Origin of the sequence: Delftia sp. WSY_16, from assembly GCF_043104415.1 — a bacterium.
Lineage (GTDB): Bacteria > Pseudomonadota > Gammaproteobacteria > Burkholderiales > Burkholderiaceae_C > Comamonas > Comamonas tsuruhatensis.
On sequence record NZ_JBICKS010000040.1, the window covers coordinates 424,539 to 451,092 of the forward strand.

The following is a 26,554-nucleotide window of genomic DNA, read 5'->3' on the forward strand; positions in this document are numbered from 1 at the left end:
CGACCCATGGACTGGGACCACCTGAGATTCTTTGGCGAACTGGCGCGCAGCGGCAGCATGGCCGCCGCCGCGCGGCAACTGGGCGTGGAGCACACCACGGTGTCGCGCCGCATCCAGGCTCTGGAAAAGCAGCTGGGGGCCGTGCTCTTCGAACGCGAAGCGGGCCAATGGCGGCCCACGGAGGCCGGCCGACAGCTGCTGGGTGTGGCAGACGCCATGCAGCGCGCCGCAGCCGGGCTGGAGCGCATGCCGCTGGCGGCCGAATCCACCAGCCAGGGACCGTCCGGCCTGGTGCGCGTGGGCGCCACGGAGGGCTTCGGCACCCAGCTGCTGGCCCCGCAGCTGGCCGCGCTGACGCAGCGCCATCCGCTGCTGAGCATCGACCTGCTGGCCCTGCCGCGCCTGCTGCACCTGTCGCGGCGCGAGGCGGACATCGTCATCTCGCTGGAGCGTCCCACGCGCGGCTCGGCCGTGGTCACCAAGCTCACGGACTACCGGCTGTTCCTCTACGGCCAGCGCGAATACCTTGCGCGCCGTCCGCTGGTGGCGCGCACCGAGGACCTGCGCCACCACAGCTTCATCCACTATGTGGACGACCTGCTGTTCACGCGCGAGCTGCAGCTGCTGTCAACCCTGTTCCAGCCCGAGCGCTTTGCCTTTCGCAGCACCAGCATCACCGCCCAGTACGAGGCCGTGCGCGCCGGCGCCGGCTTGGCCGTGCTGCCCGCCTTCATCGCCGACCGCGACCCCGTGCTCAGCCGCGTGCTGCCCGCCGAGGCCTGCTTCACCCGCACCTTCTGGATGAGCATGCCCTCGGATGCCCGGCAGGTTCAGCGCATCGAGGCGGTCTGGGGGTTTTTGCGGGAGGCTGTGCAGGGCATGGGCGGCTTGCTGAAGCCCAGAGCCTGAGGGCCTGCGGCGGTCAGGCCCCTGCCGCTATACTGCCCGCCCCGAATCTCGTCATCCGACAGCAGGATCCCTGGCATGCGCCTGAAAGCCCTTTTGCGTCCACTGGTGTACCTGAGCCTGGCGGGGCTGGTCGCTTGCGGCAGCAACCCGCCCAGCCCCTCGGCGGCCACGCCCGAGTCCACGCCCACCGCGCCGGGCACACCCGTGGCGCCCATCAGGATCGGTCTGGCCCTGGGCGGCGGGGCCGTGAAGGGCTTTGCCCATATCGGCGTCATCAAGATGCTGGAAGCCAATGGCCTTGCGCCTGCGGTGGTGTCCGGCACCAGCGCGGGCAGCGTGGTGGGGGCGCTGTATGCGGGCGGCATGAACGCCTTCGAGCTGCAGGAAAAGGCCGTGGCGCTGGATGAGACCAAAATCCGCGACCTGCAGCTGTCCTCGGGCGGCCTGCTGGTGGGGCAGAAGCTGGAAGACTATGTGAACGAACAGGTGGGCCGCAAGCCGCTGGAGCAACTGGCCAAGCCCTTCGTGGCGGTGTCCACGCGGCTGGAAGACGGCGAGCGCACCGTGTTCGCGCGCGGCAATACGGGGCAGGCGGTGCGTGCCTCCAGCAGCATTCCGGGTGTGTTCCAGCCCGTGGCCATCGGCAAGTTCCACTTCGTCGATGGCGGCATCACCAGCCCCGTGCCCGTGGACGCCGCGCGCCAGCTGGGCGCCGATCTGGTGATCGCCGTGGACATCTCCAACAAGGCCCGTGGCAAGGCGCCCGAGAACATGCTGGGCGCCCTGGGCCAGTCCATTGCGATCATGGGCCAGAAGCTGGGCCAGGCCGAGCTGGCCCGCGCCGACATCACCATCCGCCCCAAGGTGCTGGACATCGGCCCGGCCGACTTCACCCAGCGCGCCAGCGCCATTCTTGAGGGCGAAAAGGCCGCCGTGGCCGCCATGCCCCAGATCCGCGAGCGCATCGCCCAGCTGCAGGCCGAGCGCGCCAAGGCCGCGAAGCTGGCGCAGCAAAAGGCGGCCGAAGCCCAGCACCAGGCCTGCCTGGACCAGCGCTCGCGCATGCAGAAGCTGGCGGAGATGGCGGGTATGGATGGCGCCTGCGCCAACCCCAACCTCAACGCCAACCCCTGATCCACCACGGCTGAGCGCGGGCTATCCGTACACCGGATAGCGGGCGCACAGCTCCGTCACCTGATCGCGCACCTGCGCCGCCACCTTGGCAAAGCGGGCGCCTTCCTGCGCGTCCAGCGCATCGAGCACATCGCACAGCCAGCCGGCCAGCTGTTCGCACTGCGCCTGGCCGAAGCCGCGCGTGGTGACGGCGGGCGTGCCTATGCGCAGGCCCGAGGTCACGAAGGGCGAGCGCGGGTCGTTGGGCACGGTGTTCTTGTTGGTGGTGATGTGCGCCTCGCTGAGCGCGGCGTCGGCATCCTTGCCGGTGTAGCTGCGGTCGGACAGGTCGATCAGCATCAGGTGGTTGTCCGTGCCGCCCGAGACGATGCGGTAGCCGCGCTGCTGGATCACGGCGGCCATGGCGCGGGCGTTGGCCAGCACCTGGCGCTGGTAGGCCTTGAAGCCGGGCTGCAGCGCCTCCTTGAAGGCGACGGCCTTGGCGGCGATCACATGCATCAGCGGCCCACCCTGCACGCCGGGGAACACGGCCGAGCTCAGGCGGCGGTTGAAGGTTTCGTCCTGTCCCTTGGACAGGATCAGGCCGCCGCGCGGGCCGCGCAGCGTCTTGTGCGTGGTGCTGGTGACCACATGCGCGTGGGGCAGTGGGCTGGGGTATTCGCCCGCAGCCACCAGGCCTGCGACATGGGCCATGTCCACCCAGAACACGGCCCCCACCTTGTCGGCAATGGCGCGCATGCGGGCCCAGTCCTTGTGGCGCGAGTAGGCAGAGAAGCCGCCGATGAGCATGCGGGGCCGGTGCTCCAGGGCGATGCGCTCCATCTCGTCGTAGTCGATCAGGCCCGTGGCGGGGTCCAGGCCGTAGGGGACGATGCGGTAGTGGCGGCCCGAGAAGTTGGACGGGTTGCCATGCGTCAGGTGGCCGCCCTGGGCCAGGTTCATGCCCATGACGGTGTCGCCGGGCTGGGCCAGCGCCAGGAACACGGCGGCATTGGCCTGGGCGCCGGCATGGGGCTGCACGTTGGCGTAGTCGCAGTCGAACAGCGCCATGGCGCGTTCCACGGCCAGGCGCTCGGCCACGTCCACGTTCTCGCAGCCGCTGTAGTAGCGCTTGCCGGGGTAGCCCTCGGCGTACTTGTTGGTGAAGACCGAGTTCTGCACCGCCATCACCAGCGGGCTGGCGTAGTTTTCGGAGGCGATGAGTTCCACATGGTCTTCCTGGCGGCGTTTCTCGCTCTGGATGGCCTTGGCCAGCTGCAGGTCGAAGTCGGCCAGGGTCAGGGATGCGTCGTACATGGGTGAATGGTTCCTGTATGGGGGCAAGGGCTGTTGGAAGGGATGGTCATGCAGCCGCCAGCTGGCCTGCGGCGGGTGCGCCTGCCTGCGCGGCGCTGGCCGACTCCAGCAGGCAGGCCAGGCGGGCGACGATGTCGTCGATCTGGCGCTCGTCGCAGATCAGCGGCGGCAGCAGGCGGATGGTGGATTCGCGCGTCACCGTGATCAGCAGGCGCTGCTGGGCCAGCGCGCGGCCCACCAGGTCCTGGCAGTTGCGGTTCAGCTCGATGCCCACCATCAGGCCCTGGCCGCGCACGGCCAGCACGTCGGGGTGGCCGTGCAGCGCCTGCTGCAGGCCGTTGAGCAGGCGCCGGCCCAGTTGCCTGGCGCGGCCGGGGATGTCCTCGGTCTCCATGATGTCCAGCACCGTGCAGCCCACGCGGCAGGCCAGCGGGTTGCCGCCAAAGGTGGAGCCATGCTGGCCGGGCGAGATCAGGTCGGCCGCAGGCCCGCGTGCCAGGCAGGCGCCGATCGGAATGCCGTTGCCCAGGGCCTTGGCCAGGGTCATCACATCGGGGGCGATGCCCGCGTGCTGGTGGCCGAACCAGGCGCCGGTGCGTCCCAGGCCGGTCTGGATCTCGTCGAGCATCAGCAGCCAGCCATGCCGGTCGCACAGGCTGCGCAGCTGGCGCAGGTAGTCGGGGCTTGCCAGGCGGATGCCGCCTTCGCCCTGCACGGGCTCGATCAGCACGGCCACGATGTCGCCATGCTGGGCGGCGGCGTGGTGCACGGCCGCGATGTCGTCATAGGGCACGCGCACGAAGCCCGGCATCAGCGGCTCGAAGCCGCGCTGCTTGGCCGGGTTGCCCGTGGCCGACAGCGTGGCCAGCGTGCGGCCATGAAAGCCGTTGTCCATCACCAGGATCTGCGGCCGCGCCACCTGCCTGCGGTGGCCGTGCAGGCGCGCCAGCTTGAGCGCGGCCTCGTTGGCCTCGGCGCCGGAGTTGCAGAAAAAGGCCGTCTCCATGCCGGCCAGGGCGCACAGGCGCTGGCCCAGGCGTTCCTGCCAGTCGATGCGGAACACGTTGGAGGTGTGCAGCAGCAGGCCGGCCTGCTCGGCGATCACGGCGGCGATCTCCGGGTGCGCGTGGCCCAGGGCGGTCACGGCCACGCCCGCAATGGCGTCCAGGTATTCGGTGCCGTGCTCGTCCCAGAGCCGGGCCCCACAGCCGCGGACGAAGGACACGGGCTGGCGGGCATAGGCCTTCATCAGGCGGGAATCAAGGGGTTGCATGGCTTTTTGCATGTCAAGGTCCTCAAGCGGGGTCAGGGTTGAATCGAAAAGGGTGGCGAGGGGGCGCGTTCAGGGCAGCGCCAGGGCGGTGGGATCAGGGCCGCCGACGGGCCAGTAGAAGCTGTCCGGCTGGGCGCGGGCGCCGAAGATGGCCTGGCCCACGCGCACCACGGTGGCGCCTTCCTCGATGGCGATCTCGAAGTCGCCGGACATGCCCATGGACAGTTCGTCCAGCGAGATGCCCGCCGGCGCGCTCTGGCGCAGCTGGTCGCGCAGGCGGCGCAGCAGCACGAAGCACTGGCGCACGCGCTCGGCCTCGCTGGAGAACAGGGCCAGCGTCATCAGGCCGCGCACGCGCAGCGCACTGAAGGCGGGCAGGGCCTGGAGGAATCCCTGCACCTCGTCGGGCGGCAGGCCGTACTTGCTGGCCTCGCCCGAGGTGTTGACCTGCACGAACACGTCCAGCGCCCGGCCGTCGGCCTGCAGGCGGCGGTCCAGCGCCTCGGCCACGCGCAGGTTGTCCAGCGCCTGGAACTCGCTGGCAAAGCGTGCCACGAGCTTTGCCTTGTTGGTCTGCAGGTGGCCGATGACGGACCACTGCAGATCGGCCAGGTCCTGCATGGCCTCCCACTTGCCGAAGGCTTCCTGCACCTTGTTCTCGCCCAGCATGCGGCAGCCCGCCGCGTGTGCCAGGCGCAGGCTGGATTCGGGCTTGGTCTTGCTCACGGGCAGCAGGCGCACGCTGGCCGGGTCGCGCCCTGCGCGGCGGCACGCAGCGGCCATGCGCGCCTGCACGGTGGCCAGGTTGTGCCGGAAATCGTCCACCGTCTCGGCCTGGGGGTAGCGGCCGTGCTGGTCGTGGCGCGTCAGGGTGTCGGCGGCTTGGGCGGTGCCGCCGGTGGTGTCTTGTGTCGCAAGCATGGTTTCAGCTCCTTTTGATGGCGGCATCGGCGGCGGGCACGTTGCCGGTGCCCGCCTCGCTGCGGGCGGTCCGGCGCGGCCACTGGCCGTTGAGCACGGCATGGGCCACCAGACCGATGACCAGGCCCCAGAAGGCGCCGCCTATGCCCAGCATGGAAATGTTGGCGGCGGCGGCCAGGAAGGTGATCAGCGAGGCCTCGCGGGTTTTGGCGTCGGCCAGCGCATTGGCCAGGCTGCCGCCGATGGTGCCCAGCAGCGCCAGGCCCGCCAGCGTGGTGATGAAGGTGGCCGGGAACGCCATGAACACGGCCGCCAGCGTGACGCCGAACACACCCACCAGGATGTAGAACACGCCCGCAGCGATGCCTGCGATCCAGCGCCTGGACGGCTCTTCATGCGCCTCCTTGCCCGTGCAGATGGCGGCCGTGATGGCGGCGATGTTGAAGGCGTGCGAGCCGAACGGCGCCATCAGCAGCGAGCCCAGGCCCGTCAGCGTGACGATGGGGTTGGCGCTGGTCTTGAAGCCGTCGTTGCGCAGCACCAGCATGCCGGGCATGTACTGCCCGGTCAGCGTGATAAGGAACAGCGGCAGGGCCACGCTCAGCAGGGCGTTGAGCGTGAACTCGGGCCGCGTGAACACGGGCGCCGCGAATTGCAGCTGCAGCCCGGACAGGTCCACACGGTCCTGCGCCAGCAGGAACGCCAGGCCCAGCGCCAGGATGCCGACCACCGCATAGCGTGCCGTGAGCCGCTTGAGCAGAACGTAGGCCACGATCAGCAGGCCGGCCAGCACCGGGTCCACGCTCATGCCGCCAAAGGCCTTGATGCCGAACTGCAGCAGGATGCCCGCCAGCAGGCCCGAGGCCACGCCGGGCGGAATCAGCCGGATCACGCGCTCGAACCAGCCCGACAGTCCCAGCACCACGAAGGCCGCGGCCGACACCACATAGGCGCCCACAGCCTCGGCATACGGCGTGGTGCCCAGGGCCGTCACCAGGAAGGCGGCGGCCGGCGTGGACCAGGCCGTGATGATGGGCTCGCGCGAGAGCCAGCTGAGCACCAGCCCGGTGACGCCCACGCCAATCGAAATCGACCACACCCACGAAGCCGTGAGTTCCGGGCTCAGGCCGGCCACCTTGGCTGCCTGGAACACCAGGATGAAGGTGCCGCCGTAGTTGACGATGACCGAGATCAGCCCGGCCACCACGGGGTGGATGAGGTCGCTGAAGCGAAGGGGTGAGTGTGTGTCTGATGAAGGCATGGTCTTCTCGTTTTCCTTGGGGGTTGGATTCCTGGCTGTCTGGGGAAAGGGGTATTTGAGCGCCGAAGTGGACTGAATGATCCATACACTTCGCTCTCTTGTTGCAGACCACTTTGCAATGGGCGCGCAGCATTTGCGTCAGTACAATGGCCTGCCAAAGAGGTGCAATGAGATGAAAGGCGGCAGACCGCATGAGCAAGACCTTCGAGCTTGAGACCCTGAAGATCCGCATGGGAGATGCCGACCTGCGCCAGCTGGACCTGCACCAGCGGGTGCAGCGCGCCATGCGTGCGCTGATCCTGGATGGGGCGCTGCTGCCGGGCCTGAAGCTGCCGGCCACGCGCTCGCTGGCCGACTCGCTGGGCATTGCCCGCGACACGGTGGAGAACGCCTACACCCAGCTGCACCGCGACGGCTTCATCGTGCGGCGCCAGGGATCGGGCAGCTATGTCTCCGAGACCATCGGCACCGAGCTGCGGGGCCGGGCGGCGCGCCGCGGCCGCTTGCCCGAGCACGAGCGCAGCGCCCATGCTGTCGGTGCTGCCGGCGCCATAAGGGCCGGTGCCGGCCTGAGCCGGCGCGGCCAGGCCATCGTCGATGGCGGCGGCATCGCCGACCAGCAGACCATTCGGGCCTTTGCCACCGGCCTGCCCGAGACGCGCACTTTTCCCACCGATGTCTGGGAGCGGCTGCAGCGGCAGGCGCTCAAGGACTACCGGGCCAGCGTCCTGCTGCACGGCGACCCGCAGGGCGCCGAGCCGCTGCGCAAGGCCATTGCCACCTACCTCAATCTGGAGCGCGGCGCCAAGGTGGACGCCGGGCAGATCTTGGTGCTCAGCAGCACGCGGCAGGCGCTGTTCCTGTGCGCGCAGCTGCTGGTGGATGCGGGCCGGCCCATCCTGCTGGAGAATCCGGGCTACTTCGGCGCCCGCAAGGCCTTCGAGTCGGCCGAGGCCAAGGTCCTGCCCATCGACGTGGACGCGCAAGGCATTCGCACCGACCTGCTGCATGCCGACCGCAGCGGCGCCACCTGCGTCTATGTCACGCCATCGCACCAGTACCCCACGGGCGTCACCATGCAGCTGGAGCGGCGGCTGGACCTGATCCGCTGGGCATTCGAGCGCGGGCGCTGGATCATCGAGGACGACTACGACAGCGAATTCCACTACGACGGCATGCCCACCGCCTGCGTGCAAGGCCTGGACAAGCACGCGCGCACCATCTACATCGGCACCTTCGGCAAGACCCTGTACCCGGGCCTGCGCATGGGCTACATGGCCTTGCCGCAGGAGCTGGTGCGCGCCTTTGTCCAGGCGCGCAGCATCATGGACGGGCACACGCCCCAGATCCAGCAGCTGACGCTGGCGCGCTTCATGGAGGACGGCCACTACAACTCCCACGTGCGGGCCATGCGCAAGCTGTATGCGGGGCGGCGCGAGGTCATCCTCGAATCCATAGGCAGGCACCTGGCCGGCATCGTCACCGCGCCACGGCCCCAGGGCGGCATGCAGGTGCCCTGCCTGCTGGAGCCCGGCTGGTCCGAGGAGGACACCATCCGCCGCGCCGCCGCGGCCGGCGTGCTGCTGCAGGGGCTCAGCCGCCTGTACGCGGGCGAGCAGCGGCAGCCGGGCTGGCTGCTGGGCTATGCCTCGCTCACGGCCTACGAGATCGAGGCCGCCGTGCTGCGCCTGGCCAACGCGCTGCGAAAACCCTGACAGGTTGGGAGAAGCCGGGCGCTGCATGCCTCAGTAGGGCAGGGGAAAGCGCCCGGTCAGGTCGGACACGCCTTCGTGGATGGACTTGAGCGTGCGCGCGTTCATGGTGCCGCTGCGTATGCCGCCCAGCGTGGCAAGAATCATGTCGCCGATCTCGCGGAACTCGTCGGCGCCCATGCCGCGCGTGGTGCAGGCCGCGCTGCCCACGCGGATGCCCGAGGTCACCAGTGGCCGCGCGCCATCGCCGGGCACGGCGTTCTTGTTGACCGTGATGCCGATCTGCTCCAGCGCCGTTTCGGCGGCCTTGCCCGTCAGCTCCCAGGGGCGCAGGTCGATCACGCCCAGATGGCAGTCCGTGCCTGCGGACACCACGGACAGCCCGCCCTGCGACAGCCGGTCGCACAGCACGCGGGCGTTGTCCACCACGGCCCGCGCATAGGTACGGAAGGCGGGCTTGAGCGCCTCGCCCAGCGCCACCGCCTTGGCCGCCACCACATGCATCAGCGGCCCGGACTGCAGGCCCGGAAACACGGCGGCGTCTATGCGCCTGGCGATCTCGGCGTCGGCCGAGAGGATCATGCCGCCGCGCGGCCCGCGCAGCGTCTTGTGCGTGGTGGTCGTGGTCACATGGGCGTGCTCCACGGGCGAGGGGAACACGCCCGCGGCCACCAGCCCCGCCACGTGCGCGATGTCGGCCATGAAGATGGCGCCCACCCGGTCGGCAATGCGCCGGAACTCGGCCCAGTCCATCTGCCGTGAATAGGCCGAGCCTCCGGCAATGATGAGCCTGGGCCGCTCCTTCAGCGCAATGCGCCGCACCTGGTCCATGTCGATGAGTTGGGAGCGGGCGTCCACCTCGTAGCTGATGGACTGGAACCACTTGCCCGACACGCTCACGCTGGAGCCGTGCGTCAGGTGCCCGCCCGAGCGCAGGTCCAGCCCCATGATCTTGTCGCCGGGCTCCAGGAACGCCAGGTACACGCCCTGGTTGGCCTGGCTGCCCGAGTGCGGCTGCACGTTGGCGTGCGCGCAGCCGAACAGCGCCTTGGCACGCGCAATGGCCAGGTTCTCCACGGCATCGGCATTGGCGCAGCCGCCGTAGTAGCGCACGCCGGGATAGCCCTCGGCGTATTTGTTGGTCAGCACCGAGCCCTGTGCCTCCATCACCGCGCGGCTCACGAAGTTTTCAGAGGCAATCAATTCAATCGAACGCGCCTGCCGTGTCCGCTCGGCCGCTATGGCGTCCCAGGCCTCGCTGTCCGCGTGTTGGAGTTCCAGGGAATTGATTCTGGGGAGCGATAAATCGTCCATGTCGCATTGGCTGTCTTGGAGGCGCTGAAGCACGGGAATCGGCAGCGCCCGGGTTATGGAAGGATTTGGAAACCAGGGCGCATCGGTAATGGGCAGTCTACAAAGTGCAGCTGCCTTGATTCCGACCATGTTTCAGCGGGTGAGCAGACCAATTAAGGTGGCATGCCAATGTAAACCGTTGAAAAAAGCGGTCTGGTTCATTGGCGAAAATAGGTCTGTTTGAATCCACGCTCTCTCCATAGAATTCGCCGCCAGACGTTGAAAGTCATGAGATCCAATACCGCCAGGAATCATCCGCAATCTGCAGTCGGGGAGATTGATTCAAGGTGGAATATGACAGAGTGAAGAAATCCATGACAACGTATCTGCCATCTGCAGCGTCAATTGCAGTGCCATTTGCGGCACCATTGGTGATTGCGGCAGATGGAGAAAGCGGGGGGAGGGAATAGGCGATTTGACTCAGATCAATCAAGTTCAATCACACGGAGTTGAAAAATGAATCTCGATATCTCTCGGACAGATGACGCCGTGCGCGATGCGCTCAAAAAGCTGTCCCTGCTCTGGAAGTCAAGAGCGGCCGTGAATCAGGACCTGCCTGATTACTGCGGCTTGGCGTTCGACCCCGCCCGGCAGGACTTCACCGCCTCGCTGCTGCCGTTTCGCGATCACCAGGCATGGGTGGAGGCGCCACAGCACCTGCGCGACCAATGCCTGTCCTACGCCTGGGGCATCTACAACCTCAAGACCATCTACATCGAGTGCAACGTGGTCACGCCGGCCTGCGAGGACATCATCAAGACCCCGCCGCCCAGCGCCAACCGGGCGCTGCTGCAGGACGTCATGTCCCAGGCCCTGCTGGACGAGGCCCTGCACACCCGCATGTCCATCATGGCCTGCAACTACATCTACGAGATGCGCGGCCTGGCGCCGCTGGACTACGCGGACTTCAACCTCGTCGGCTGGCGCAACGGCGTGCTGGCGCAGTGCGGCGCGGAATGGGAGCGCCGCCTGGCCCGCTTCGCCATTGCCTGCGCCAGCGAGACCCTGATCACCGACTACCTCAAGACCATGGCCGAGGACCGCAGCATCCAGCCCATCTGCCACGAGGTCACGCGCACCCACGCCGTGGACGAATGGAGCCACTCCAGCGTCTTCAGCTCGGTGGCCACCGACATCGTCCAGGGCCTGAGCAACCGCGAGCGCAGCTACCTGCGCTCCATCATCCTCAAGACCGTGCAGATGTTCGCCAACAACGAACTGGGCGCCTGGTCCACCGTCTTCACCATGGTCGGCATGCCGCATGCGCGCGACATCCTGCACGACGTGGGCGACAGCAACGAGATCGGCGTCTACACCGACTCGGTGCAAAGCCTGATCGACCGCATCGGCCTGGCGGGCCGCAACCTGGGCGGCAGCGTGGCGCTGGTGTCCTCGGTCCTCGAGGAGATGCAGGCATGAGCGCCGCCCTCCAGGCAGGCAGCATGCTCGCGCGCTGCGCCGCTGCACGGGCAGAGGCGGGCGGCGTCATGGTCTACACCCTGCGCGTGCAGGGCGCCTCGGCGCAATTCCTCGGCGGCCTGCGGCCCGGCCGGCATGTGGCCATCGAGCATGCCGACGCCAGTGGCACCATGCAGCAGCGGCTGTACTCCATCACCCGCTACGAGCCCTGCAGCGAGCACGACGGCGCCGGCCAGTTCGACATTGCCGTCAAAAGCTCGGGCCGGGGCAGCGTCTCCGACCACATGCATGCGGTGCTGCGCGCAGGCTCCACGCTGCCGCTGGGCGGCGTGGCCGGCGACATCACGGCCGACCTGGTGCTGGGCCTGGACTCCCTGGTCATGCTGGCCGGCGGCATCGGCCTGACCTTGCCGCTGGCGCTGCTGCGCGAACTGGACCGGCTGCGCCAGCAGGGCCGGCGCGTGCCCCGCACCACGCTGCTGCTGTGCTTTGCGCGCATGGCCGACATTCCGTTCCTGCAGGAGCTGCAGCAGCTGTGCGAAACGGCCCCCTGGTTCGACCTGCGTATCCACATCACGCGTGAAGACATTGCCGCCCACGGGCCCTTCGTGCCGGGCCGCCCCTCGCAGCAGTCCCTGCTGGCGCTGGGCCAGCCCCAGGCGGTCGTCATCTGTGGCGGCCACGCCTTTGCGCAGACCTTTCGCGAGCATGCGCGGGCCTGCTTTCCCGGTGCCATACAGCATATCGAGGCCTTCACGCCGCCTGCCGCATCCACCGCCCAGCCAGGCGAGACCGCGCAGGCATGCCAGCTGCAGATCGCGCACAGCGGGCAGATTGTCGAAGCCGCGTCCGGCAAAAGCCTGCTGGAGATCCTGGAAGGCGTGGGCATTGCCATCCGCAGCCAGTGCCGGGCCGGCATCTGCGGCAGCTGCCGCATCCGCATCACGGGAGGCAGTTCACGGCTGGAGGCGGACTTTTGCCTCAGCGACAGGGAAAAGGAAGCCGGCTATGCCTTGGCCTGCTGCACCTTCCCCTCGGCAGGCCATATCCACGTCGATCTCAAGCCCGGCGCCTGACGGGCTCCGCACGTTCCAAGCCAACCTCCTGTATCCACCTGAGTTCCTCCCATGAAAAAAGCCATCGCGCTGCGCCACATCCACTTCGAAGACCTGGGCACCCTGCATGCCGAGTTCGCCAGCCGCGGCTACGAAGTGCAGTACGTCGATCCCAGCATCGGCGAGCTTGACACCCTGGACCTGGGCCGTGCCGACCTGCTGGTCGTGCTGGGCGGCCCCATAGGTGCCTATGACGAGGCGCTTTATCCCTTCGTCGTCCAGGAGCTGGCGGCCGTGCGCCGCTGGCTGGACAGCGGCAAGCCGCTGCTGGGCATCTGTCTGGGCGCCCAGCTCATTGCGCGCGCGCTGGGCGCCAGGGTCTATCCGCTGGGCGTCAAGGAAATCGGCTTTTCGCCGCTCACGCTTACCGACGCCGGCCTTGCCTCGCCCCTCGCCAAACTGGACGGCGTGCCCGTGCTCCATTGGCATGGCGACCAGTTCGACATTCCCGAAGGCGCCGTGCACCTGGCCGGCACCGCCATCGGCGCCAACCAGGCCTTCGCAGTCGGCTCGCAGGTGCTGGGCCTGCAATTCCATCTGGAGGCCGACGCGGCCCGGCTGGAGCGCTGGCTGGTCGGCCATGCCTGTGAGCTCGGCATGGCCAAGGTGGACCCGCGCACGCTGCGTGCCGATGCCCAGAAATACGGCGGCCTGCTGGCGCTGGCCGCGCGCGATGTGCTGGCCGCCTGGCTGACCCACCTGGAGCGCAGCCGCTGAACCTGCGGCGCCGCCCATTCACCCATTTCCCCCACGCCGGAGCCGCCGCTGCGCGGCGCCGGAATCTCTGTTCCCGAAAAAAGGAGAGTTGAAGATGGTTGTCGTACTGTTCGAACTGCAGGCCTTGCCCGGCCAGAACCAGACCTATGTGGACCTGGTCAACAAGCTCACCCCCATGCTCAAGCCCATGGAGGGGTTCATCTCCGTGGAATGCTTCCAGAGCACGCTCAACCCCGAGAAAGTCATGTCCGTCACCACCTGGCGCGACGAGGAAGCCGTCGTCCAGTGGCGCAACGTGGAAGCCCACCTCAGCGCCCAGCGCGCCGGCCGCGACAAGATCTTCAAGGACTACCGCGTGCGCGTCACCCAGGTGCTGCGCGACTACGGCCTGAATGACCGCGCGCAGGCGCCTGCGGACAGCATCATGGGCAAGGCAGGCAGCTGCCCCGTCAGCCACGCCTGAGGGCTGGCGGTGCCGCAAAGGCCCGGCTGGTCCCCCTGCCGGAGCGCGATGCACGCCCTCGAAAGATGCCGGCAGTGACTACGCTGCCGGCGCCAGGCCGTAAAAAAAGCCCGCTGAATGCTCAGAGGGCTTTTTTTCGGAAGGCACAGATCCTTCGCATCGGAACTCCACCGCACCGCACGGCATCCTGCCTGCCGCCTTGTGCAGCGCTTTCAGTTGCGAGCTGCTGCTGCCGCCATTTCGGCGAGGAACGGGCCTTGGGCCGCCTCGGGTTTGCGTTCGATGAGGAAGTCGTCGCGATCCTGGTCCTTGATCCAGTTCGGAGGCTTGCCGCGACCTGTCCACGTTGCTCCTGTAGACGGATCGCGATACTTCGCCGGTGCGCTGGTTTTTGCTGGGATGTAGGGGAACACTTGCTGCTGGGTGAACCCGAAATCGGTCACCAGCTTCTGGACCTTGGACAGGGCTGCGTCGGCCGCCGAGGTGCGGGCCTTGGCAATTTCCATGTCCAGCGCGGCCTTGGCCGCAAGGAGTTCTTTGAGGGACTGTGTCATAGGGGGTGCGAAATTTTTGAAGCCAGATTATGGGGCTGATGGGGCGCGCGCTTGCCGAACCTATCGTGCCGGATCGATCGTGCAAGCCTGGGGCGCGGGGAAGATGTTGCGGCTTGCGGCGCCTTGCACTGCCATGGGGCGCTGCGACGCGGGTGGAGCCGAATAGGTGGGTCTCGCATTGATTTTTTCGCTATCTAGATGGAGATGAGTCCCAATGGCTCCTGCACGCGATTGAATTTTTTGAAACCACCTTCCGAGATCTGAAGGCGAAAGATGATAGCGCAGGCCTATGTCAGACTGCAGCGTGCAGGCCTGCCTTGCGTTGGGCTTACGCAGGCTGGGCGGCCAAAATCCATCTTCAACATCTTCACCGAGGATTTCTCATGATCATCACCACCACCCCCCAGATCGAAGGCCGCCGCATCACCCGCTACTGCGGCGTGGTTGCGGGCGAGGCGATTTTGGGCGCCAATGTGTTCAAGGACTTGTTTGCCGGGCTGCGCGACATCGTGGGTGGGCGGTCGGCCACCTATGAGCGCGAGTTGCAGCGGGCGCGCGAGATTGCGCTCAAGGAGCTGGAGGAACGCGCCCAGGAACTGGGCGCGAATGCCGTGGTGGGGGTGGACCTGGATTACGAAGTGCTGGGCCAGGGCAACGGCATGTTGATGGTGTCTGCCAGCGGCACGGCCGTGGTGCTGGAGTAGGCAAGTCATCGGCCAAGCAGGCCAAGCGGGTCAATCAGGCCAGAGAAGTCAACGCGGCGCCGTGCCCCGCATCTCCAGGCAGCGGGCCAGCGCCCGCGCCGCCTCGCCCAGGCGCGGGCCGGGGCGGGAGACCACGTCCGTCTCGACCAGGTCCAGCGCGCAGATGCGGCCCGAGCGCACGGCGGGCATGCGGCTCCAGCCGGGGCGGGTGGCAAAGCTGGCCGATGGCGTCTGCGGCGTGTGGATGATGAGTTCGGGCTGCTGGCGCAGCACGTATTCGGGCGTGATGCGGGGGAAGGGCCCCAGGTTGGGCGGCAGCACATTGCGCGCGCCCAGGCGCTGCAGCAGCTGGCCTATGAAGGAGTCCGGCCCCGCCGCATAAGGCGTGGCGTCCACCTCGAAATACACCTTCTGCCCGGCGGGCGTGAGCGCCGCCAGCGCCTTGGCCTGCTGGTCCACCTCGGCCTGCATGCGCGCCAGCAGGGCGTTGGCGCGCTGCACCTGCAGCAGCTGTTCGAGCTTGTGCAGCACCTGCTCCAGCTGCGCCATGTCGTTGGCGTCCAGCGCCAGCACGGGAATGCCGAAGCGCTCCAGCTGTGCGATGACGGGTGCGGAATACGCCATCAGCACCACGTCGGGCCTGAGCCGCACGGTGGCCTCGACCAGCGGGGCAAAAGTATGGCCCAGCTTGGGCAGGGCGGCCACGCGGGCTGGGTGGTTGGAGAACTCGTCCACGCCCACGATGCGCTCACAGGCCTCCAGCGCGCACAGCGATTCGGTCAGCGAGGGCAGCAGCGAGACGATGCGCTGCGGCACGCGCTCCAGGCGCACCTGACGGCCGCGCATGTCGGTGACGGTGTAGGTGGTGGTTGCCCCGCCCGTTCCCGCATCCGCCGCCTTTTGCGCAAAGGCGTTGCCCGCGCCGCCTGCGCAGGCCAGGGCGGCAGTCAGCAGCAGGATGCGGGGCAGGCGCGAAAGCAGGCGCAGAAGCAGATGCATGGGGTCAGGGCAGAGGTGTCCAGCGCACGCTGACGAACACGGTGCGGCCTGCGTTGGCATAGCCGCGCGTGGGGGCGTAGTCGCGGTCGGCGATGTTGTTGACACGGGCCAGCAGCGTCCATTGCCTGGTCAGCGGGCGCTGGGCGTAAAGGTTGACCACGCCGTATCCACCCAGCTTGAAGGTGTTCGCCTCGTCGGCGTAACGGCCGCTGTACAGCTGCGCTTCGCCGCCCAGCGTCCAGCCGGCCGCCTGGGTGTCGGCGTTGAGCTTGAGCATGCGCTTGGAGCGGTAGGGCAGCAGCTTGCCGGTCTCCAGGTTCTCGGGGTTCATGAAGTCCAGCGCGGCGCCCAGATTGGCGCTGCCCAGGCGCGTGCCGCCAGACAGCGTCAGGCCGGTGATCTCCACGCTTTGCCAGTTGCGGTAGCAGTTGCAGGGAAGGGCGCTGTTCCAGTCGTAGGTGATGAGGTTCTTGAACTTGTTGCGGTAGACCACGGCCGAGAGGCGGTTGGCACCGGCCGCATAGTGCAGGCCGGTTTCCACGTTGGTGCTGCTTTCGGGCTTGAGGTCGGCCGCCGCCTGGCCCGTGAAGCGTTCGTACAGCGTGGGAGTTCTGAAAGCCGTGCCGGCCGATGCCACCCAGCGCCAGCGCTCGTCGATCTGCAGGCCGTAGCCCAGGCCGCCCGTGGTCTTGTTCTGCTGGTCGCGCACCTGGTCGTGGCGCAGGTTGGCGTCGAACTGGTGGCGTCCCTCGGTCAGGCGCCAGCCGGCCGACAGGGAGTTCTGCACGCGCCGGCTGTCGGTGTTCTGCGTCCAGGCGTATTGGGTGTCCAGCTTGTCCTCGCGGCGCTCCAGGTCGATGTTGAAACGGTGCTGGCCCAGCGTGAACAGGTTCTGCAGCAGGTAGTTGGTGGAGCGGCCCTTGGCGCTTTCGGGCGACTGGGTGTGGCGGTCGCTTTGGCTGTCGGTATGGGAGATCTGGACCACGCTTTTGTATATGGCGTTCCAGCCGGCCTGCCAGCGCAGGCTGCCGGTGGTGTTCTTGACCACGTCGTAGTCGTCGAACGGCGGCGGGCTCTGGTCGTAGTGGGTGCGCAGGCGGCTGTGCAGCAGGCTGGCATCGATCTGGTGGATGCCCGTTTTGTAGCCCGCGTTCAGGCCCAGTGAGGTGTTGCTGTAGCCATCCTTGTCCGGGTTGGGCGAGAAGGTGTTGCCGGGGTAGACGTCGAAGCCGTCACTGCGTTCGTCAGCCAGGTTCAGCCCGTAGGTGAAGCCGTTGGCACCGCCCTGAAATCCCGTGGCCAGCTTGCTGGTGCCCTGGTTGCCTATGCCGGCCTCGGCATAGGCGCGGGTCTGGCCGTCCGCCCGCTTGGTGAAGATCTGGATCACGCCGCCCATGGCGTCTGAGCCATAGATGGCTGCGGCCGGGCCGCGCAGCACTTCGATGCGCTCGATCTGCGCCAGCGGCAGGGTGGACCAGACCGCGCCACCCTGCAGCTCCTGCGAGCTGTAGCGCACGCCGTCGATGAACACGGCAGTGTGCTGGTTGCTGGTGCCGCGCAGGTAGACCGAGGTGACCTGGCCCGGCCCGCCGTTGCGGTTGATCTGCACGCCCGGCACCTGCACCAGCAGGTCGGCCACGCCCGTGGCGCCGCTGCGGGCAATGGTCTCGGCGTCGATCACGGTCATGTCGGCCGTGACGGTGCGCAGGGGCTGTTCGCTGCGCGAGGCGGTGACGACCACGGTATCGAGCTGGGAGGTCTGTGCGCGCTGTGCCTGTTGTGCCTGTTGTGCCTGTGCATGGGCCTGGCAGGCCAGCAGCGAGGCCGCAGCCAGGGCGGACAACGTGCGCAGTACGGGGAACGCCGAGGGCGAGCGAAGGGCGGCGCCAGGGGCGCGCGCGAGGGCGAGGGTGTGCATGGATGCGAGCCAGTTGCGCGCCAGCGACCCCGCCGGCACGGAAACCACAAAGACCGGCTGCGCTGCATGCGCGGCCGGCCGCCTGTTGGCCGGTATCCAGACTGGTGACGCACTCGCCAAGGCCTTCCCGGGCTGTACGCCCAGTGGCACGGGTTTGGCGGGGGCCGGTGCCATGCACGCGGCGTTTCACTCACTGTTGCGGGGGCAGTACATGCGGGCGGCTTTATCTGGCCGCCCCATGTTTCCCGTTTAACCGCAGCCCCTGGGGCTGCTGGCACCAACGGCGGCGATTGTACGGCGGGGCGTTCAGTGCCGATGTAAAGCTTGCTTGACATGCCCGCGGGTGGCATCGCACAATGTCAAGCATCCTTTACACATTGCGAGAGACTTCCATGAATCAAACAACGGTCACCAACCGCCGCTACCAGAAGGAGCTGGGATTTGCGCTGCTGCTCTACATGGCGCTGCTTGTGGGGGCGCTTTTGCTCAGCGCCGACATGCGGGCCGGGGCCCTGCGCACGGCCCTGCTGCTCAGCCCCATGCTGGCATTTGCGCTGGCCGTGCGGGCCATCGTGCGCCTGGTGCGCGATACCGACGAGTTCCTGCGCAAGTCCATGCTGGAGCAGTTGGCGATTGCGGCGGCGGGTACGGCGGGCCTCACCTTCACCTACGGATTCCTGGAAATGGCAGGTTTTCCCAAGCTCAGCATGTTCATGGTGTGGCCCTTGATGGGTGCGCTCTGGGTGGCGGCTTCGGTGGCCCACTGGCTGCGCAGCCGATGAGCTGTTCCGCCAAAGTGCCCCGCCCATGAAAAACATCATCCGTGAACTGCGCGCCGAGCGCGGCTGGAGCCAGGCTGCGCTGGCGGACCTGCTGGGCGTGTCGCGCCAGACCGTGAACGCGATCGAGACGGGCCGCTACGACCCCAGCCTGCCGCTGGCATTCGCCATTGCCCGGGTGTTCGAGACCCGGATCGAGGCGATCTTCCAGGAGGGTTGAGCGCAGCGCTCAGGCCACGATCATGACCAGCAGCACCAGGCCCAGCAGGGCCAGGTAGGCCTTGGCATGCAGGGCATCGGGAATGCGGCCGATCAGCGGTGCCGCCAGCCTGATGCCGGTCCACGATCCGACCGTCAGCAGCGCAAAGGCCTGCAGGTCCACATAGCCCACATGCCAGGGGCCCAGCCCCGCGCCCTGCGATGCCAGCATGTAGGCGGCGGTGCCCGCCACGGCCATGGGCAGGGACAGCGGGCTGGCCATGGCCGTGGCGGCCGCCATGCTGGCGCCGCGCCGGCGCATCAGCGGTACGGTCATCACGCTGCCGCCCACGCCCAGGAAGGCTGCAATCGCGCCAATCGCCAAGCCTGCGATGGCGGCGGGCCTGCGGCCCATGGGCTGCAATTGGGCGGCGGTGCCGTGCACGAAGCCCGGGCGCAGCAGCGCGTCGGCGATGGTCAGGGCCAGGTAGGCGATGAAGGCCCAGCGCACCCATTCCCCGCTGATCCAGGTGGCGGCCGCCGCGCCTGCCACGGCGCCGGCCGCGATGAAGCCGGCCAGCGGCCGCACCTGATCCCAGGGCAGGGCGCCCGCGCGGTGCTGGCGCAGCGTGGCCATGGAGGCGCCAAAAATCATCACGCAGGTGGAGGTGGCCACGGCAATGTGCATGGCAGCCTGGCCAACGGCGGAGTCCGCGCCGTGGATGGAGGTCAGCAGCGCATAAAGCAGCGGAACGGCCACGAAGCCGCCGCCAAAGCCGAAGAGCACGGTGGTCACGCCGGCAAGCACACCGAAAGCCAGCAGCAGAAGAGGGAACACAGACAGTCCTTTGGAAAAAACGAGCAAGGACTGAACCTTAGGATGCCGCGGTTTGGCCTGCTTTCGCGGATGGGTCAATAATCCTTGAATTCCTGCCAAAGCCTGTTGGCTGTTTTCCGGACATCCTCATGCTCAACATCCCGCTGCACTCCGTGGACGCCGTAGCGCGCGATGTGCTGGCCATCGGCACCGACTACACGCCTGGCACGCTGCTGCCCACGCACAGCCACCGGCGTGCCCAGTTTCTCTACGGGATGAGCGGGCTGATGGAGGTGGAAACCGATGACGGTGCCTGGACCATCCCGCCCTACAGCGGCGTGTGGATTCCGGCCAGCAAGCCGCACAGCGTGCGCATGCAGGGCGTGAGCACGCGCAGCCTGTACATCGAACCGGCTGCTGCGCCCCGCCCGGGTGTGCATTGCGAGGCCCTGGTCGTCACCCCGCTGCTGCACCAGTTGCTGCTGTCCTGCGCCGACCTGCCGGCGCTGTACGACGAAGCGGGCCGCGACGGCGCCCTGGTCACGCTGGTGCTGCACGAGCTGGCCTCGGCCCGCAGCCTGCCGCTGTTCGCGCCCATTCCCCGCGACGAAAAGCTGGCCGCCCTGTGCAAGCAGTTCCTGGCCCAGCCCAGCATCCGCGCCACGCCCCAGGACTGGGCACAGGCGCTGAACAAGAGCCTGCGCACCTTCAGCCGGTTTTTCCAGCAGCACACAGGCATGGCCTTTGGCGCCTGGCGCCAGCAGGCCTGCCTGCTGGCAGCGGTGTCGCGGCTGTCTGCGGGCTCATCGGTCACGCAGGTGGCGCTGGACCTGGGCTATGACAGCCCCAGCGCGTTTTCCACCATGTTCCGCAAGGCGCTGGGGCGGGTGCCTTCGGAGCTGGTGAGCCGGGTCTAGGCGGGAACGCTGGCCTGGGCAGCCGTTTCCCGTGTCATGGCCCAGAACACCAGGGCCGCCAGGCTGAACGCCGCCCCCGCAACGCAGACGCCGTGCCAGCCAAACCGCGCGTAGGCGTTGGTGGCAATCAGCGCCCCCAGCCCGCTGCCCACGGCATAGAACAGCATGTACAGGCCCACCAGCCGGCTGTGCGCCTGCGGGTTGCTGCGAAAGATCAGGCTCTGGTTGGTCACATGCAGGGCCTGGCCGCCCAGGTCCAGCAGCACGATACCGGCGACCAACGCGCACAGCGACTGCTCCAGCAGCGCAATCGGCACCCAGGCCAGCAGCAGGATCACCAGCGCGCCCAGGCTGGTGCGCTGCGCGAAACCCTGGTCTGCCCAGTGTCCGGCACGGGCTGCTGCCAGTGCGCCCACCACGCCGGCCAGGCCAAAGGCGCCGATGGCCGTGAGCGACAGGCTGTAGGGCGGCGCGCTCAGCGGCAGGACCAGGGCGCTCCAGAAGATGTTGAAGGTGGCAAACATCAGCAGGGCCAGCATGCCCCGCGTGCGCAGCATGCGGTCCTGGCGCAGCAGCTGGAGCATGGATGACAGCAATTGCGTGTACCCGGGCACGGGGGAGGGCACCGCCAGCCGGGGCAGTTGCCGCCACAGGGGCCAGGCCAGGGCCAACATCAACAGGGCCGAGCAGGCATAGACGCCACGCCAGCCAGCCACGTCACCCACGGCACCGGCAAACACGCGCGCCAAAAGCAGGCCGATGAAAACCCCGCCCTGGGCTGCGCCCACCACGCGCCCGCGCTCATGCGCCTGGCTGGCGCTGGCCGCATAGGCGATCAGCCCCTGCGTCATGGCCGTGCCCAGCAGGCCCACGGCCAGCATGCCCGCCAGCAGCAGAACGGCCGAACGCGCGGTGCTGACTGCCGCCAGGGCCAGCACCAGGCCCAGCAACTGCAAAAGCATGAGCCGCCGCCGCTCCAGCCGGTCGCCCAGCGGCACCAGCAGCAGCAGTGCCAGCGCGCAGCCGGCCTGCGTGGCGGTGACCACGCCGCCCACGGCTGCATGGCTGATGCCGAAGTCGGCCGCCAGCGCCTCCAGCAGCGGCTGGGCGTAGTAGACATTGGCCACGCTCAGGCCGCTGGCAGCGGCGAACAGCAGCACCAGGCTGCGCGGCATGCGGACCGTGTCCGGGGCAGGGAAGGCGTTCATGGGTTGAATCCAGTTGCAAAACAAAACTGGTTGGATGCTAGTTGAACCAGTTTTGAAATGCAACCAAAATGACGCCATGAAAGAAGACACCCGTCCTGACACACCGCAGCCCTGTCCGGTGGCCCGCTCCCTGGATGTGATCGGCGACCGCTGGTCGCTGCTCATCGTGCGCGATGCCTTCGATGGCATCAGCCGCTTTGGCGATTTCCAGCGCAGCCTGGGCGCGGCCCGCAATATCCTGGCCGACCGGCTGCGGCGTCTGGTGGAGGCCGGCATCTTCGAAACCCGCCCCGCCGCAGAAGGCTCGGCCTACCTGGAATACGTGCTCACGGCCCAGGGCCTGGACCTGTTCCCCGTGGTCGTGGCGTTGCGGCAGTGGGGCGAAGGCCATCTGTTCGCGCCGGGCGAGGCGCATTCGCTGCTGCTGGATCGCCAGACCGGCCTGCCTGTCGCGCCCATGCTGCCGCGCGGTGGTGATGGCCGGGCCTTGCTGCCGGGCCAGACCGTGGTTCAGAAAATCGATTGATGGATGTCCATGCTCTCTGCCTTCGTATCACTCATCTACGTACAGATTTCTCCCGAGCGTCTGACGCTGAAGGATCCGAAGACCAAGCAGACCCTGTCGGAGGTTCCCGAGCTGGCCCTGAGTCCGCCGCCCCGGCGCCGGATTCTCGCGGCCGGCCCGCAGGCCAGGCTCGCGGCTGCATCGGAGCCTGCCGAAGTCGTCAATCCCTTCGCCCACCCGCGTTCGCTGATATCGGACTTCATCCTGGCCGAGCAGCTTCTGAAGTACCAGCTCAGGCGCATGCATCGGCGTGCCTGGCTGGCGGCCTCCCCGCACATCGTCATCCATCCGCTCGGCGACCCCGAGGGCGGATTCACTCAGGTGGAGCTGAGGGCCTTGCGCGAGCTGGGCAGCGCGGCCGGGGCCTCGAAGGTGAATGTCTGGACAGGCCGGCCCTTGACAGACGAGGAATTGCTGACGCGCACGCCCCCTGCGCAGGGCGGTGTCTGGGAGTGAGGCTTTGCTCTTCGCCATGAAAAAAGCGCCCGTCACAACGGGCGCTTTGTCTGGGTCAGCGCAAGGGCTGGTGACAGGCCATCAGAACCTGGCCGTCATCCCCACGAAGTAGGTACGGCCGCCGTTGTCGTAGTTGGCGCCGATGGTGCGGGTTTCCTTGTCGGTCAGGTTGATGATGCCGGCGCGCAGGGTCATCGAGTCGGTGACGTTGTAGTTCATGGACACGTCGAACGTCGTGTAGGCCTTGGCGAAGGTGGTGGCCGTGCCCGTGGTCACGACTTCCTTGCCCACGTGGCGGGCGCTGAACATGGCGGACCAGCCCTGGCGGATCTGCCACTGCAGCGACGAGTAGATGGACAGCTCGGGCACGGCCAGCAGCGAGGCGCCGGTGCTCAGGTTCTTGGACTCGAACATCTTGGTGATGTTGGTGTTCCAGGTCAGGCCCTTGGCCAGGGGAACGTTCACGAAGCCTTCCAGGCCGCGCGTGCGGGCACGCTGGGCGTTGGCCATGCGGGTCCACCAGAAGCCGTTGTACAAGCCCAGCGGCTGGTAGTCGATCTTGTTCTTGAAGTTGGTGTGGAAGTACGTGGCGCCCAGGGCCCAGCCATTGCGGTCCCAGCTCGTGCCCAGCTCGAAGTTGGTGCTGGTCTCGGGCTGCAGGTCGGGGTTGCCGGCCATGTAGCAGCCGCGCGTGCCGTCGGCATTCACGCTGGTGCTGGTCCAGCCCATGCCGGCCAGGCTGCGGCAGCCGTTGCCCCCGGATTGCGTGGCGGCGCTGGCCGAGTTTTCCTTCAGGTTGGGCGCACGGAAGCCGCGCGAGACGCCGCCGCGCACTGTCCACTCCGAGGCCGGGTGGTAGACCAGGTAGGCGCGCGGGCTCCAGTTGTTGCCGTATTTCTGGTGGTGGTCCATGCGCAGGCCCAGCGTCAGCGCCAGGTTCTCTCGCAGGAAGATCTGGTCCTCGCCGAACAGCGCCCAGGTGGTGGCGCTCAGGCCCGAGCCCGAGACCGGGCGTCCCGCGTAGTCGATGGGCGCCAGGCCGATGGTGTCGCGGTTGTCCAGCGACTCGCGGCGCCACTGCATGCCCAGCGTCATGGCCTGGTCCAGGCCCCACAGCTTCAACGGCTTGTCGATGCGGCCGTCCAGCGTGGTTTCCTTGGAGTTGTTGCCGATGGTGTCGCCCTTGTCCTCGTACCTGTTGTGCACGAGGTTGAGCTTGGAGGTCATGTCGCCCCAGCGGCCATCGTGGCTGAGGCCGAACTTGGTCTGCTCCAGCTTGCTCAGGCCCCATTGCGATACCACGGGGCGTCCATTCACCAACCGATCGGAGCCCGTGGCGCGCTGGATGCCTTGCGCGGCCTCGATGCCGATCACCTGGTCGGGCGTGAGCTGCCAGTTGAGCAGGGCGTTGAGGTTTTGCTTGCGCGAGCCGGCCGTGGACTGGTAGGTGCCCGGGAAGCCGCCCGTGCCCTCGTCGGCAGCGCGGTCCGTGTAGTTGCCGCCCAGGCGCAGGCCGAACTTGTCGGACAGCGGGCCGCTGATGTTGAAGCCCAGCTGGCGCGTGTCGCCGCGGTCGCCGTCGGAGGGCTTGCTGTAGTTCAGCGTGGTCGAGCCACTCCAGCGTTTGCCGATCTTGCGCGTGATGATGTTGATCACGCCGCCCATGGCGTCGGAGCCGTACAGCGAGGACATGGGGCCGCGCACGACCTCGATGCGCTCGATCATCTCGGGCGAGATCCAGTCCAGATCCTGCGAGCCCAGGTCGTCACGGTAGTTGATGCCGGCCGAGTTGCCCTGGCGCTTGCCGTCCACCAGGATCAGCGTGTATTTCTCGGGCAGGCCGCGCAGCTTGATCTTGGACTGGGCGCCCGTGCCCGACAGACCGCCGGTCACGCCGGGAATGGTGGACAGCAGCTCGCCGATGCTGGTGACGGGCTTGCGCTCGATGTCTTCCCGCGTGATCACGCTGATGCTGGCCGGCGCCTCCTTGATGTCCACGGCCGTGCCCGAGGCGGTCACCACCACCGTGGACAAGGACGTGTCGGCCTTGCTGTCGGCCGTCTGGGCATGGGCCATGGCTGTGCATGCCAGGGCGGCGCAAAGAGGAAGCGGGCGGAGCACCGAGATTCTGACCATCTTTGTAAAGTTCCGGTTTGGTTAAAAATCAAGGTGCGAATGATAACGATTTGTATCTACATCTTTCCCTTCACGTAAAGACAGTTGTTTTTTGTTCACGCGTTATCTAATCGCTGGACACGCCTGAGGCGATGTGCACAAGTCTGGTGCACAAAAATGAAGGGGGTCGGCAGGGCGCTGAGAGGGAGCACGGGGTGCAGCGCCTCCGTGCAAAGGCCGCCCCGGAGCGCAGGGGGCGGCCAGAAACCAGTTCAGCGCGGCTTGGCCACGGCGCCCGGAAGGGCGCTGGAAGGCTCAGCGCAGCTGCCCGAGGGTTGGCTCGATGCCCGGCGGCGCACGAACTGGTAGGCAATGGCCAGCAGGGCAAACCAGGCCGGCGTCACCACCAGCGCCTGGCGCGTGTCGGCCTGCAGGGTGAGCAGGCCCAGGATGGCCGCAAAGAACGCCAGGCAGGCCCAGCACATGGCCACGCCGCCCGGCATCTTGTAGCGCGAAGCCTCATGCAGGGCCGCGCGCTGGCGCCGGTAGGCGATATAGGACAGCAGGATCAGCGACCACACGAACATGAACAGGATGGCCGATACCGTGGTCACCAGCGTGAAGGCCTCCACCAGATCGGGCACCACCCACATCAGGAAGGCGCCGGCCAGCAGGCAGGTGCAGGAAAACAGCAGCCCGCGCGAGGGCACGCTGCTGCGCGACAGCCGGTGGAAGGACTTGGGCGCATCGCCCTTGAGCGCCAGGCCGTAGAGCATGCGGCTGGTGGAGAACACGCCGCTGTTGGCCGACGAGGCGGCCGAGGTCAGCACCACGAAATTGATCACGCCCGCAGCGGCCGGCAGGCCTGCGAGCACGAACAGCTCCACGAACGGGCTCTTGCCCGGCACCACGTCGCGCCAGGGGGTGACGGCCATGATGGCGATCAGGGCCAGCACGTAGAACACGATGATGCGCACGGGAATCGAATTGATGGCGCGCGGCAGCGTGCGCTCGGGGTCCTTGGCCTCGGCCGCCGTGGTGCCCACCAGCTCGATGCCCACGAAGGCGAACACCGCGATCTGGAAGCCCGCGAAAAAGCCCATCATCCCGTTGGGGAACATGCCGCCGTCGTTCCAGAGGTTGGACAGGCTGGCCGCACGCCCCGCAGGCGAGACGAAGGCGGCACCCACCATGTACAGCCCCGTTGCCACCAGGGCCACGATGGCCACGATCTTGATCATGGCGAACCAGAACTCGATCTCGCCGAACAGCTTCACCGTCAGCAGGTTCAGGCCCAGCAGCAGGCCCACGCAGGCAATGGCCGGGGCCCACTGGGGCAGGCCGGGGAACCAGAACTGCGAGTAGGCCGAGATGGCGATCACGTCGGCAATGCCCGTGACGATCCAGCAGAACCAGTACGTCCAGCCCGTGAAGAAGCCCGCCCAGGGCCCCAGCAGATCGGCCGAGAAATCGATGAAGGATCGGTACTGCAGGTTGGACAGCAGCAGCTCGCCCATGGCCCGCATCACGAAGAACAGCATCACGCCGATGATGGCGTAGACGAAGACGATGGACGGACCCGCCAGGCTGATGGTCTTGCCCGAGCCCATGAACAGGCCCGTGCCGATGGCACCGCCGATGGCGATGAGCTGGATGTGGCGGTTGGTGAGATTGCGCTGCAGGTCGTCTTGACCGTGCAGGCCCTGGCCGGCAGGCGGGGCCTTGTGTGTCATCAGAGAACTCCGGGGAAG

The 26,554-nt window shown here is 67.5% G+C and carries 25 protein-coding genes and 1 riboswitch; of the genes, 13 read left to right on the forward strand and 12 right to left on the reverse strand.

What is annotated here, in order from left to right; translation table 11 throughout:
- Positions 1–6: 6 nt before the first annotated feature.
- The gene (locus tag ACF8O7_RS21625) at positions 7–909 is read left to right on the forward strand and encodes a LysR family transcriptional regulator (protein WP_016446014.1); all 903 of its coding nucleotides are present in this window, start codon (positions 7–9) and stop codon (positions 907–909) included.
- A gap of 75 nt (positions 910–984) precedes the next feature.
- A complete protein-coding gene (locus tag ACF8O7_RS21630; protein WP_392444238.1) occupies positions 985–2,043 on the forward strand; it encodes a patatin-like phospholipase family protein in 1,059 nt (352 codons plus the stop codon).
- Positions 2,044–2,064: 21 nt separating this feature from the next.
- On the opposite strand, the gene glyA is transcribed toward ACF8O7_RS21630, so the two are convergent.
- From glyA to ACF8O7_RS21650, 4 genes are all read right to left on the reverse strand, one after another.
- A complete protein-coding gene (gene glyA / locus ACF8O7_RS21635) occupies positions 2,065–3,339 on the reverse strand; it encodes a serine hydroxymethyltransferase (RefSeq protein ID WP_016446016.1) in 1,275 nt (424 codons plus the stop codon).
- Between the two features lie 46 nt (positions 3,340–3,385).
- Positions 3,386–4,612 (reverse strand): aspartate aminotransferase family protein, encoded by a 1,227-nt coding sequence (locus ACF8O7_RS21640; RefSeq protein ID WP_392444240.1) that lies wholly within the window; start codon positions 4,610–4,612, stop codon positions 3,386–3,388.
- Between the two features lie 69 nt (positions 4,613–4,681).
- Positions 4,682–5,533: a YggS family pyridoxal phosphate-dependent enzyme gene (locus tag ACF8O7_RS21645; protein WP_392444242.1), complete on the reverse strand. Its 852-nt coding sequence runs from the start codon at positions 5,531–5,533 to the stop codon at positions 4,682–4,684.
- 4 nt (positions 5,534–5,537) lie between these two features.
- A complete protein-coding gene (locus tag ACF8O7_RS21650; RefSeq protein ID WP_392444244.1) occupies positions 5,538–6,794 on the reverse strand; it encodes a benzoate/H(+) symporter BenE family transporter in 1,257 nt (418 codons plus the stop codon).
- A 191-nt stretch (positions 6,795–6,985) separates the two neighbouring features.
- Here ACF8O7_RS21650 and ACF8O7_RS21655 point away from each other — a divergent pair, with 191 nt between their 5' ends.
- Entirely contained in the window at positions 6,986–8,509 is a 1,524-nt protein-coding gene (locus ACF8O7_RS21655; protein ID WP_392444246.1) for a PLP-dependent aminotransferase family protein, read from the forward strand.
- Positions 8,510–8,539: 30 nt separating this feature from the next.
- On the opposite strand, the gene ACF8O7_RS21660 is transcribed toward ACF8O7_RS21655, so the two are convergent.
- Positions 8,540–9,820 carry a serine hydroxymethyltransferase gene (locus tag ACF8O7_RS21660; RefSeq protein ID WP_174538920.1) on the reverse strand — a complete coding sequence of 427 codons (1,281 nt, stop codon included), beginning with the start codon at positions 9,818–9,820 and terminating at the stop codon, positions 8,540–8,542.
- Positions 9,821–10,315: 495 nt separating this feature from the next.
- Here ACF8O7_RS21660 and ACF8O7_RS21665 point away from each other — a divergent pair, with 495 nt between their 5' ends.
- From ACF8O7_RS21665 to ACF8O7_RS21680, 4 genes are all read left to right on the forward strand, one after another.
- Positions 10,316–11,278, forward strand: a complete 963-nt coding sequence (locus tag ACF8O7_RS21665) for a diiron oxygenase (protein ID WP_012205541.1) — start codon at positions 10,316–10,318, stop codon at positions 11,276–11,278.
- On the forward strand, positions 11,275–12,354 hold the full coding sequence (locus tag ACF8O7_RS21670) for a 2Fe-2S iron-sulfur cluster-binding protein (RefSeq protein ID WP_061288733.1): 1,080 nt from the start codon (positions 11,275–11,277) through the stop codon (positions 12,352–12,354). The genes ACF8O7_RS21665 and ACF8O7_RS21670 overlap by 4 nt, the downstream gene beginning before the upstream one ends.
- Before the next feature lie 51 nt (positions 12,355–12,405).
- Positions 12,406–13,110, forward strand: coding sequence for a glutamine amidotransferase (locus tag ACF8O7_RS21675; protein ID WP_126312273.1), 705 nt, complete (start codon positions 12,406–12,408; stop codon positions 13,108–13,110).
- A 94-nt stretch (positions 13,111–13,204) separates the two neighbouring features.
- The gene (locus ACF8O7_RS21680; RefSeq protein ID WP_012205544.1) at positions 13,205–13,573 is read left to right on the forward strand and encodes an antibiotic biosynthesis monooxygenase; all 369 of its coding nucleotides are present in this window, start codon (positions 13,205–13,207) and stop codon (positions 13,571–13,573) included.
- A 212-nt stretch (positions 13,574–13,785) separates the two neighbouring features.
- Here the strand turns inward: ACF8O7_RS21680 and ACF8O7_RS21685 are convergent, their stop codons facing one another.
- Positions 13,786–14,127, reverse strand: coding sequence for an H-NS family nucleoid-associated regulatory protein (locus ACF8O7_RS21685; RefSeq protein ID WP_016446025.1), 342 nt, complete (start codon positions 14,125–14,127; stop codon positions 13,786–13,788).
- Positions 14,128–14,510: 383 nt separating this feature from the next.
- Between ACF8O7_RS21685 and ACF8O7_RS21690 the strand changes: the two genes are divergently transcribed.
- Entirely contained in the window at positions 14,511–14,831 is a 321-nt protein-coding gene (locus ACF8O7_RS21690; protein ID WP_012205554.1) for a heavy metal-binding domain-containing protein, read from the forward strand.
- A gap of 48 nt (positions 14,832–14,879) precedes the next feature.
- On the opposite strand, the gene ACF8O7_RS21695 is transcribed toward ACF8O7_RS21690, so the two are convergent.
- Complete coding sequence (locus ACF8O7_RS21695) at positions 14,880–15,830, reverse strand: ABC transporter substrate-binding protein (RefSeq protein WP_392444249.1); 951 nt, start codon at positions 15,828–15,830, stop codon at positions 14,880–14,882.
- Between the two features lie 4 nt (positions 15,831–15,834).
- Positions 15,835–17,748, reverse strand: a complete 1,914-nt coding sequence (locus ACF8O7_RS21700; RefSeq protein WP_392444251.1) for a TonB-dependent receptor domain-containing protein — start codon at positions 17,746–17,748, stop codon at positions 15,835–15,837.
- A 69-nt stretch (positions 17,749–17,817) separates the two neighbouring features.
- A riboswitch (cobalamin riboswitch) is annotated at positions 17,818–18,045 on the reverse strand.
- Positions 18,046–18,140: 95 nt separating this feature from the next.
- Here ACF8O7_RS21700 and ACF8O7_RS21705 point away from each other — a divergent pair.
- Positions 18,141–18,530 carry a hypothetical protein gene (locus ACF8O7_RS21705; protein ID WP_016453451.1) on the forward strand — a complete coding sequence of 130 codons (390 nt, stop codon included), beginning with the start codon at positions 18,141–18,143 and terminating at the stop codon, positions 18,528–18,530.
- Between the two features lie 25 nt (positions 18,531–18,555).
- A complete protein-coding gene (locus tag ACF8O7_RS21710; protein ID WP_016453450.1) occupies positions 18,556–18,747 on the forward strand; it encodes a helix-turn-helix transcriptional regulator in 192 nt (63 codons plus the stop codon).
- Between the two features lie 9 nt (positions 18,748–18,756).
- Here ACF8O7_RS21710 and ACF8O7_RS21715 read toward each other — a convergent pair whose 3' ends face one another.
- Positions 18,757–19,563, reverse strand: coding sequence for a sulfite exporter TauE/SafE family protein (locus ACF8O7_RS21715; RefSeq protein WP_392444253.1), 807 nt, complete (start codon positions 19,561–19,563; stop codon positions 18,757–18,759).
- A 128-nt stretch (positions 19,564–19,691) separates the two neighbouring features.
- On the opposite strand from ACF8O7_RS21715, the gene ACF8O7_RS21720 reads away from it, so the two are divergent.
- Positions 19,692–20,459 (forward strand): helix-turn-helix domain-containing protein, encoded by a 768-nt coding sequence (locus tag ACF8O7_RS21720; RefSeq protein ID WP_074922149.1) that lies wholly within the window; start codon positions 19,692–19,694, stop codon positions 20,457–20,459.
- On the opposite strand, the gene ACF8O7_RS21725 is transcribed toward ACF8O7_RS21720, so the two are convergent.
- Positions 20,456–21,667, reverse strand: a complete 1,212-nt coding sequence (locus ACF8O7_RS21725; RefSeq protein ID WP_392444255.1) for an MFS transporter — start codon at positions 21,665–21,667, stop codon at positions 20,456–20,458. The two genes, ACF8O7_RS21720 and ACF8O7_RS21725, sit on opposite strands and share 4 nt — an antisense overlap.
- Before the next feature lie 76 nt (positions 21,668–21,743).
- Here ACF8O7_RS21725 and ACF8O7_RS21730 point away from each other — a divergent pair, with 76 nt between their 5' ends.
- Positions 21,744–22,193, forward strand: coding sequence for a winged helix-turn-helix transcriptional regulator (locus tag ACF8O7_RS21730; protein WP_392444257.1), 450 nt, complete (start codon positions 21,744–21,746; stop codon positions 22,191–22,193).
- A 9-nt stretch (positions 22,194–22,202) separates the two neighbouring features.
- Complete coding sequence (locus ACF8O7_RS21735) at positions 22,203–22,688, forward strand: rod shape-determining protein (protein WP_126312314.1); 486 nt, start codon at positions 22,203–22,205, stop codon at positions 22,686–22,688.
- Positions 22,689–22,769: 81 nt separating this feature from the next.
- Here ACF8O7_RS21735 and ACF8O7_RS21740 read toward each other — a convergent pair whose 3' ends face one another.
- Both ACF8O7_RS21740 and cycA read right to left on the reverse strand, forming a co-directional pair.
- Positions 22,770–24,764: a TonB-dependent receptor domain-containing protein gene (locus ACF8O7_RS21740; RefSeq protein WP_392444259.1), complete on the reverse strand. Its 1,995-nt coding sequence runs from the start codon at positions 24,762–24,764 to the stop codon at positions 22,770–22,772.
- A 311-nt stretch (positions 24,765–25,075) separates the two neighbouring features.
- Positions 25,076–26,536: a D-serine/D-alanine/glycine transporter gene (gene cycA, locus ACF8O7_RS21745; protein ID WP_047218651.1), complete on the reverse strand. Its 1,461-nt coding sequence runs from the start codon at positions 26,534–26,536 to the stop codon at positions 25,076–25,078.
- Positions 26,537–26,554 lie beyond the last annotated feature (18 nt).

What these genes read in the sequence shown, in the direction of transcription:
- ACF8O7_RS21625 (WP_016446014.1), top strand. Translation starts at nt 7, where the DNA reads ATGGACTGGGACCACCTGAGATTCTTTGGCGAACTGGCGCGCAGCGGC.
- ACF8O7_RS21630 (WP_392444238.1), top strand. Translation starts at nt 985, where the DNA reads ATGCGCCTGAAAGCCCTTTTGCGTCCACTGGTGTACCTGAGCCTGGCG.
- glyA (WP_016446016.1), bottom strand. Translation starts at nt 3,339, where the DNA reads ATGTACGACGCATCCCTGACCCTGGCCGACTTCGACCTGCAGCTGGCC.
- ACF8O7_RS21640 (WP_392444240.1), bottom strand. Translation starts at nt 4,612, where the DNA reads ATGCAACCCCTTGATTCCCGCCTGATGAAGGCCTATGCCCGCCAGCCC.
- ACF8O7_RS21645 (WP_392444242.1), bottom strand. Translation starts at nt 5,533, where the DNA reads ATGCTTGCGACACAAGACACCACCGGCGGCACCGCCCAAGCCGCCGAC.
- ACF8O7_RS21650 (WP_392444244.1), bottom strand. Translation starts at nt 6,794, where the DNA reads ATGCCTTCATCAGACACACACTCACCCCTTCGCTTCAGCGACCTCATC.
- ACF8O7_RS21655 (WP_392444246.1), top strand. Translation starts at nt 6,986, where the DNA reads ATGAGCAAGACCTTCGAGCTTGAGACCCTGAAGATCCGCATGGGAGAT.
- ACF8O7_RS21660 (WP_174538920.1), bottom strand. Translation starts at nt 9,820, where the DNA reads ATGGACGATTTATCGCTCCCCAGAATCAATTCCCTGGAACTCCAACAC.
- ACF8O7_RS21665 (WP_012205541.1), top strand. Translation starts at nt 10,316, where the DNA reads ATGAATCTCGATATCTCTCGGACAGATGACGCCGTGCGCGATGCGCTC.
- ACF8O7_RS21670 (WP_061288733.1), top strand. Translation starts at nt 11,275, where the DNA reads ATGAGCGCCGCCCTCCAGGCAGGCAGCATGCTCGCGCGCTGCGCCGCT.
- ACF8O7_RS21675 (WP_126312273.1), top strand. Translation starts at nt 12,406, where the DNA reads ATGAAAAAAGCCATCGCGCTGCGCCACATCCACTTCGAAGACCTGGGC.
- ACF8O7_RS21680 (WP_012205544.1), top strand. Translation starts at nt 13,205, where the DNA reads ATGGTTGTCGTACTGTTCGAACTGCAGGCCTTGCCCGGCCAGAACCAG.
- ACF8O7_RS21685 (WP_016446025.1), bottom strand. Translation starts at nt 14,127, where the DNA reads ATGACACAGTCCCTCAAAGAACTCCTTGCGGCCAAGGCCGCGCTGGAC.
- ACF8O7_RS21690 (WP_012205554.1), top strand. Translation starts at nt 14,511, where the DNA reads ATGATCATCACCACCACCCCCCAGATCGAAGGCCGCCGCATCACCCGC.
- ACF8O7_RS21695 (WP_392444249.1), bottom strand. Translation starts at nt 15,830, where the DNA reads ATGCATCTGCTTCTGCGCCTGCTTTCGCGCCTGCCCCGCATCCTGCTG.
- ACF8O7_RS21700 (WP_392444251.1), bottom strand. Translation starts at nt 17,748, where the DNA reads ATGCACACCCTCGCCCTCGCGCGCGCCCCTGGCGCCGCCCTTCGCTCG.
- ACF8O7_RS21705 (WP_016453451.1), top strand. Translation starts at nt 18,141, where the DNA reads ATGAATCAAACAACGGTCACCAACCGCCGCTACCAGAAGGAGCTGGGA.
- ACF8O7_RS21710 (WP_016453450.1), top strand. Translation starts at nt 18,556, where the DNA reads ATGAAAAACATCATCCGTGAACTGCGCGCCGAGCGCGGCTGGAGCCAG.
- ACF8O7_RS21720 (WP_074922149.1), top strand. Translation starts at nt 19,692, where the DNA reads ATGCTCAACATCCCGCTGCACTCCGTGGACGCCGTAGCGCGCGATGTG.
- ACF8O7_RS21725 (WP_392444255.1), bottom strand. Translation starts at nt 21,667, where the DNA reads ATGAACGCCTTCCCTGCCCCGGACACGGTCCGCATGCCGCGCAGCCTG.
- ACF8O7_RS21730 (WP_392444257.1), top strand. Translation starts at nt 21,744, where the DNA reads ATGAAAGAAGACACCCGTCCTGACACACCGCAGCCCTGTCCGGTGGCC.
- ACF8O7_RS21735 (WP_126312314.1), top strand. Translation starts at nt 22,203, where the DNA reads ATGCTCTCTGCCTTCGTATCACTCATCTACGTACAGATTTCTCCCGAG.
- ACF8O7_RS21740 (WP_392444259.1), bottom strand. Translation starts at nt 24,764, where the DNA reads ATGGCCCATGCCCAGACGGCCGACAGCAAGGCCGACACGTCCTTGTCC.
- cycA (WP_047218651.1), bottom strand. Translation starts at nt 26,536, where the DNA reads ATGACACACAAGGCCCCGCCTGCCGGCCAGGGCCTGCACGGTCAAGAC.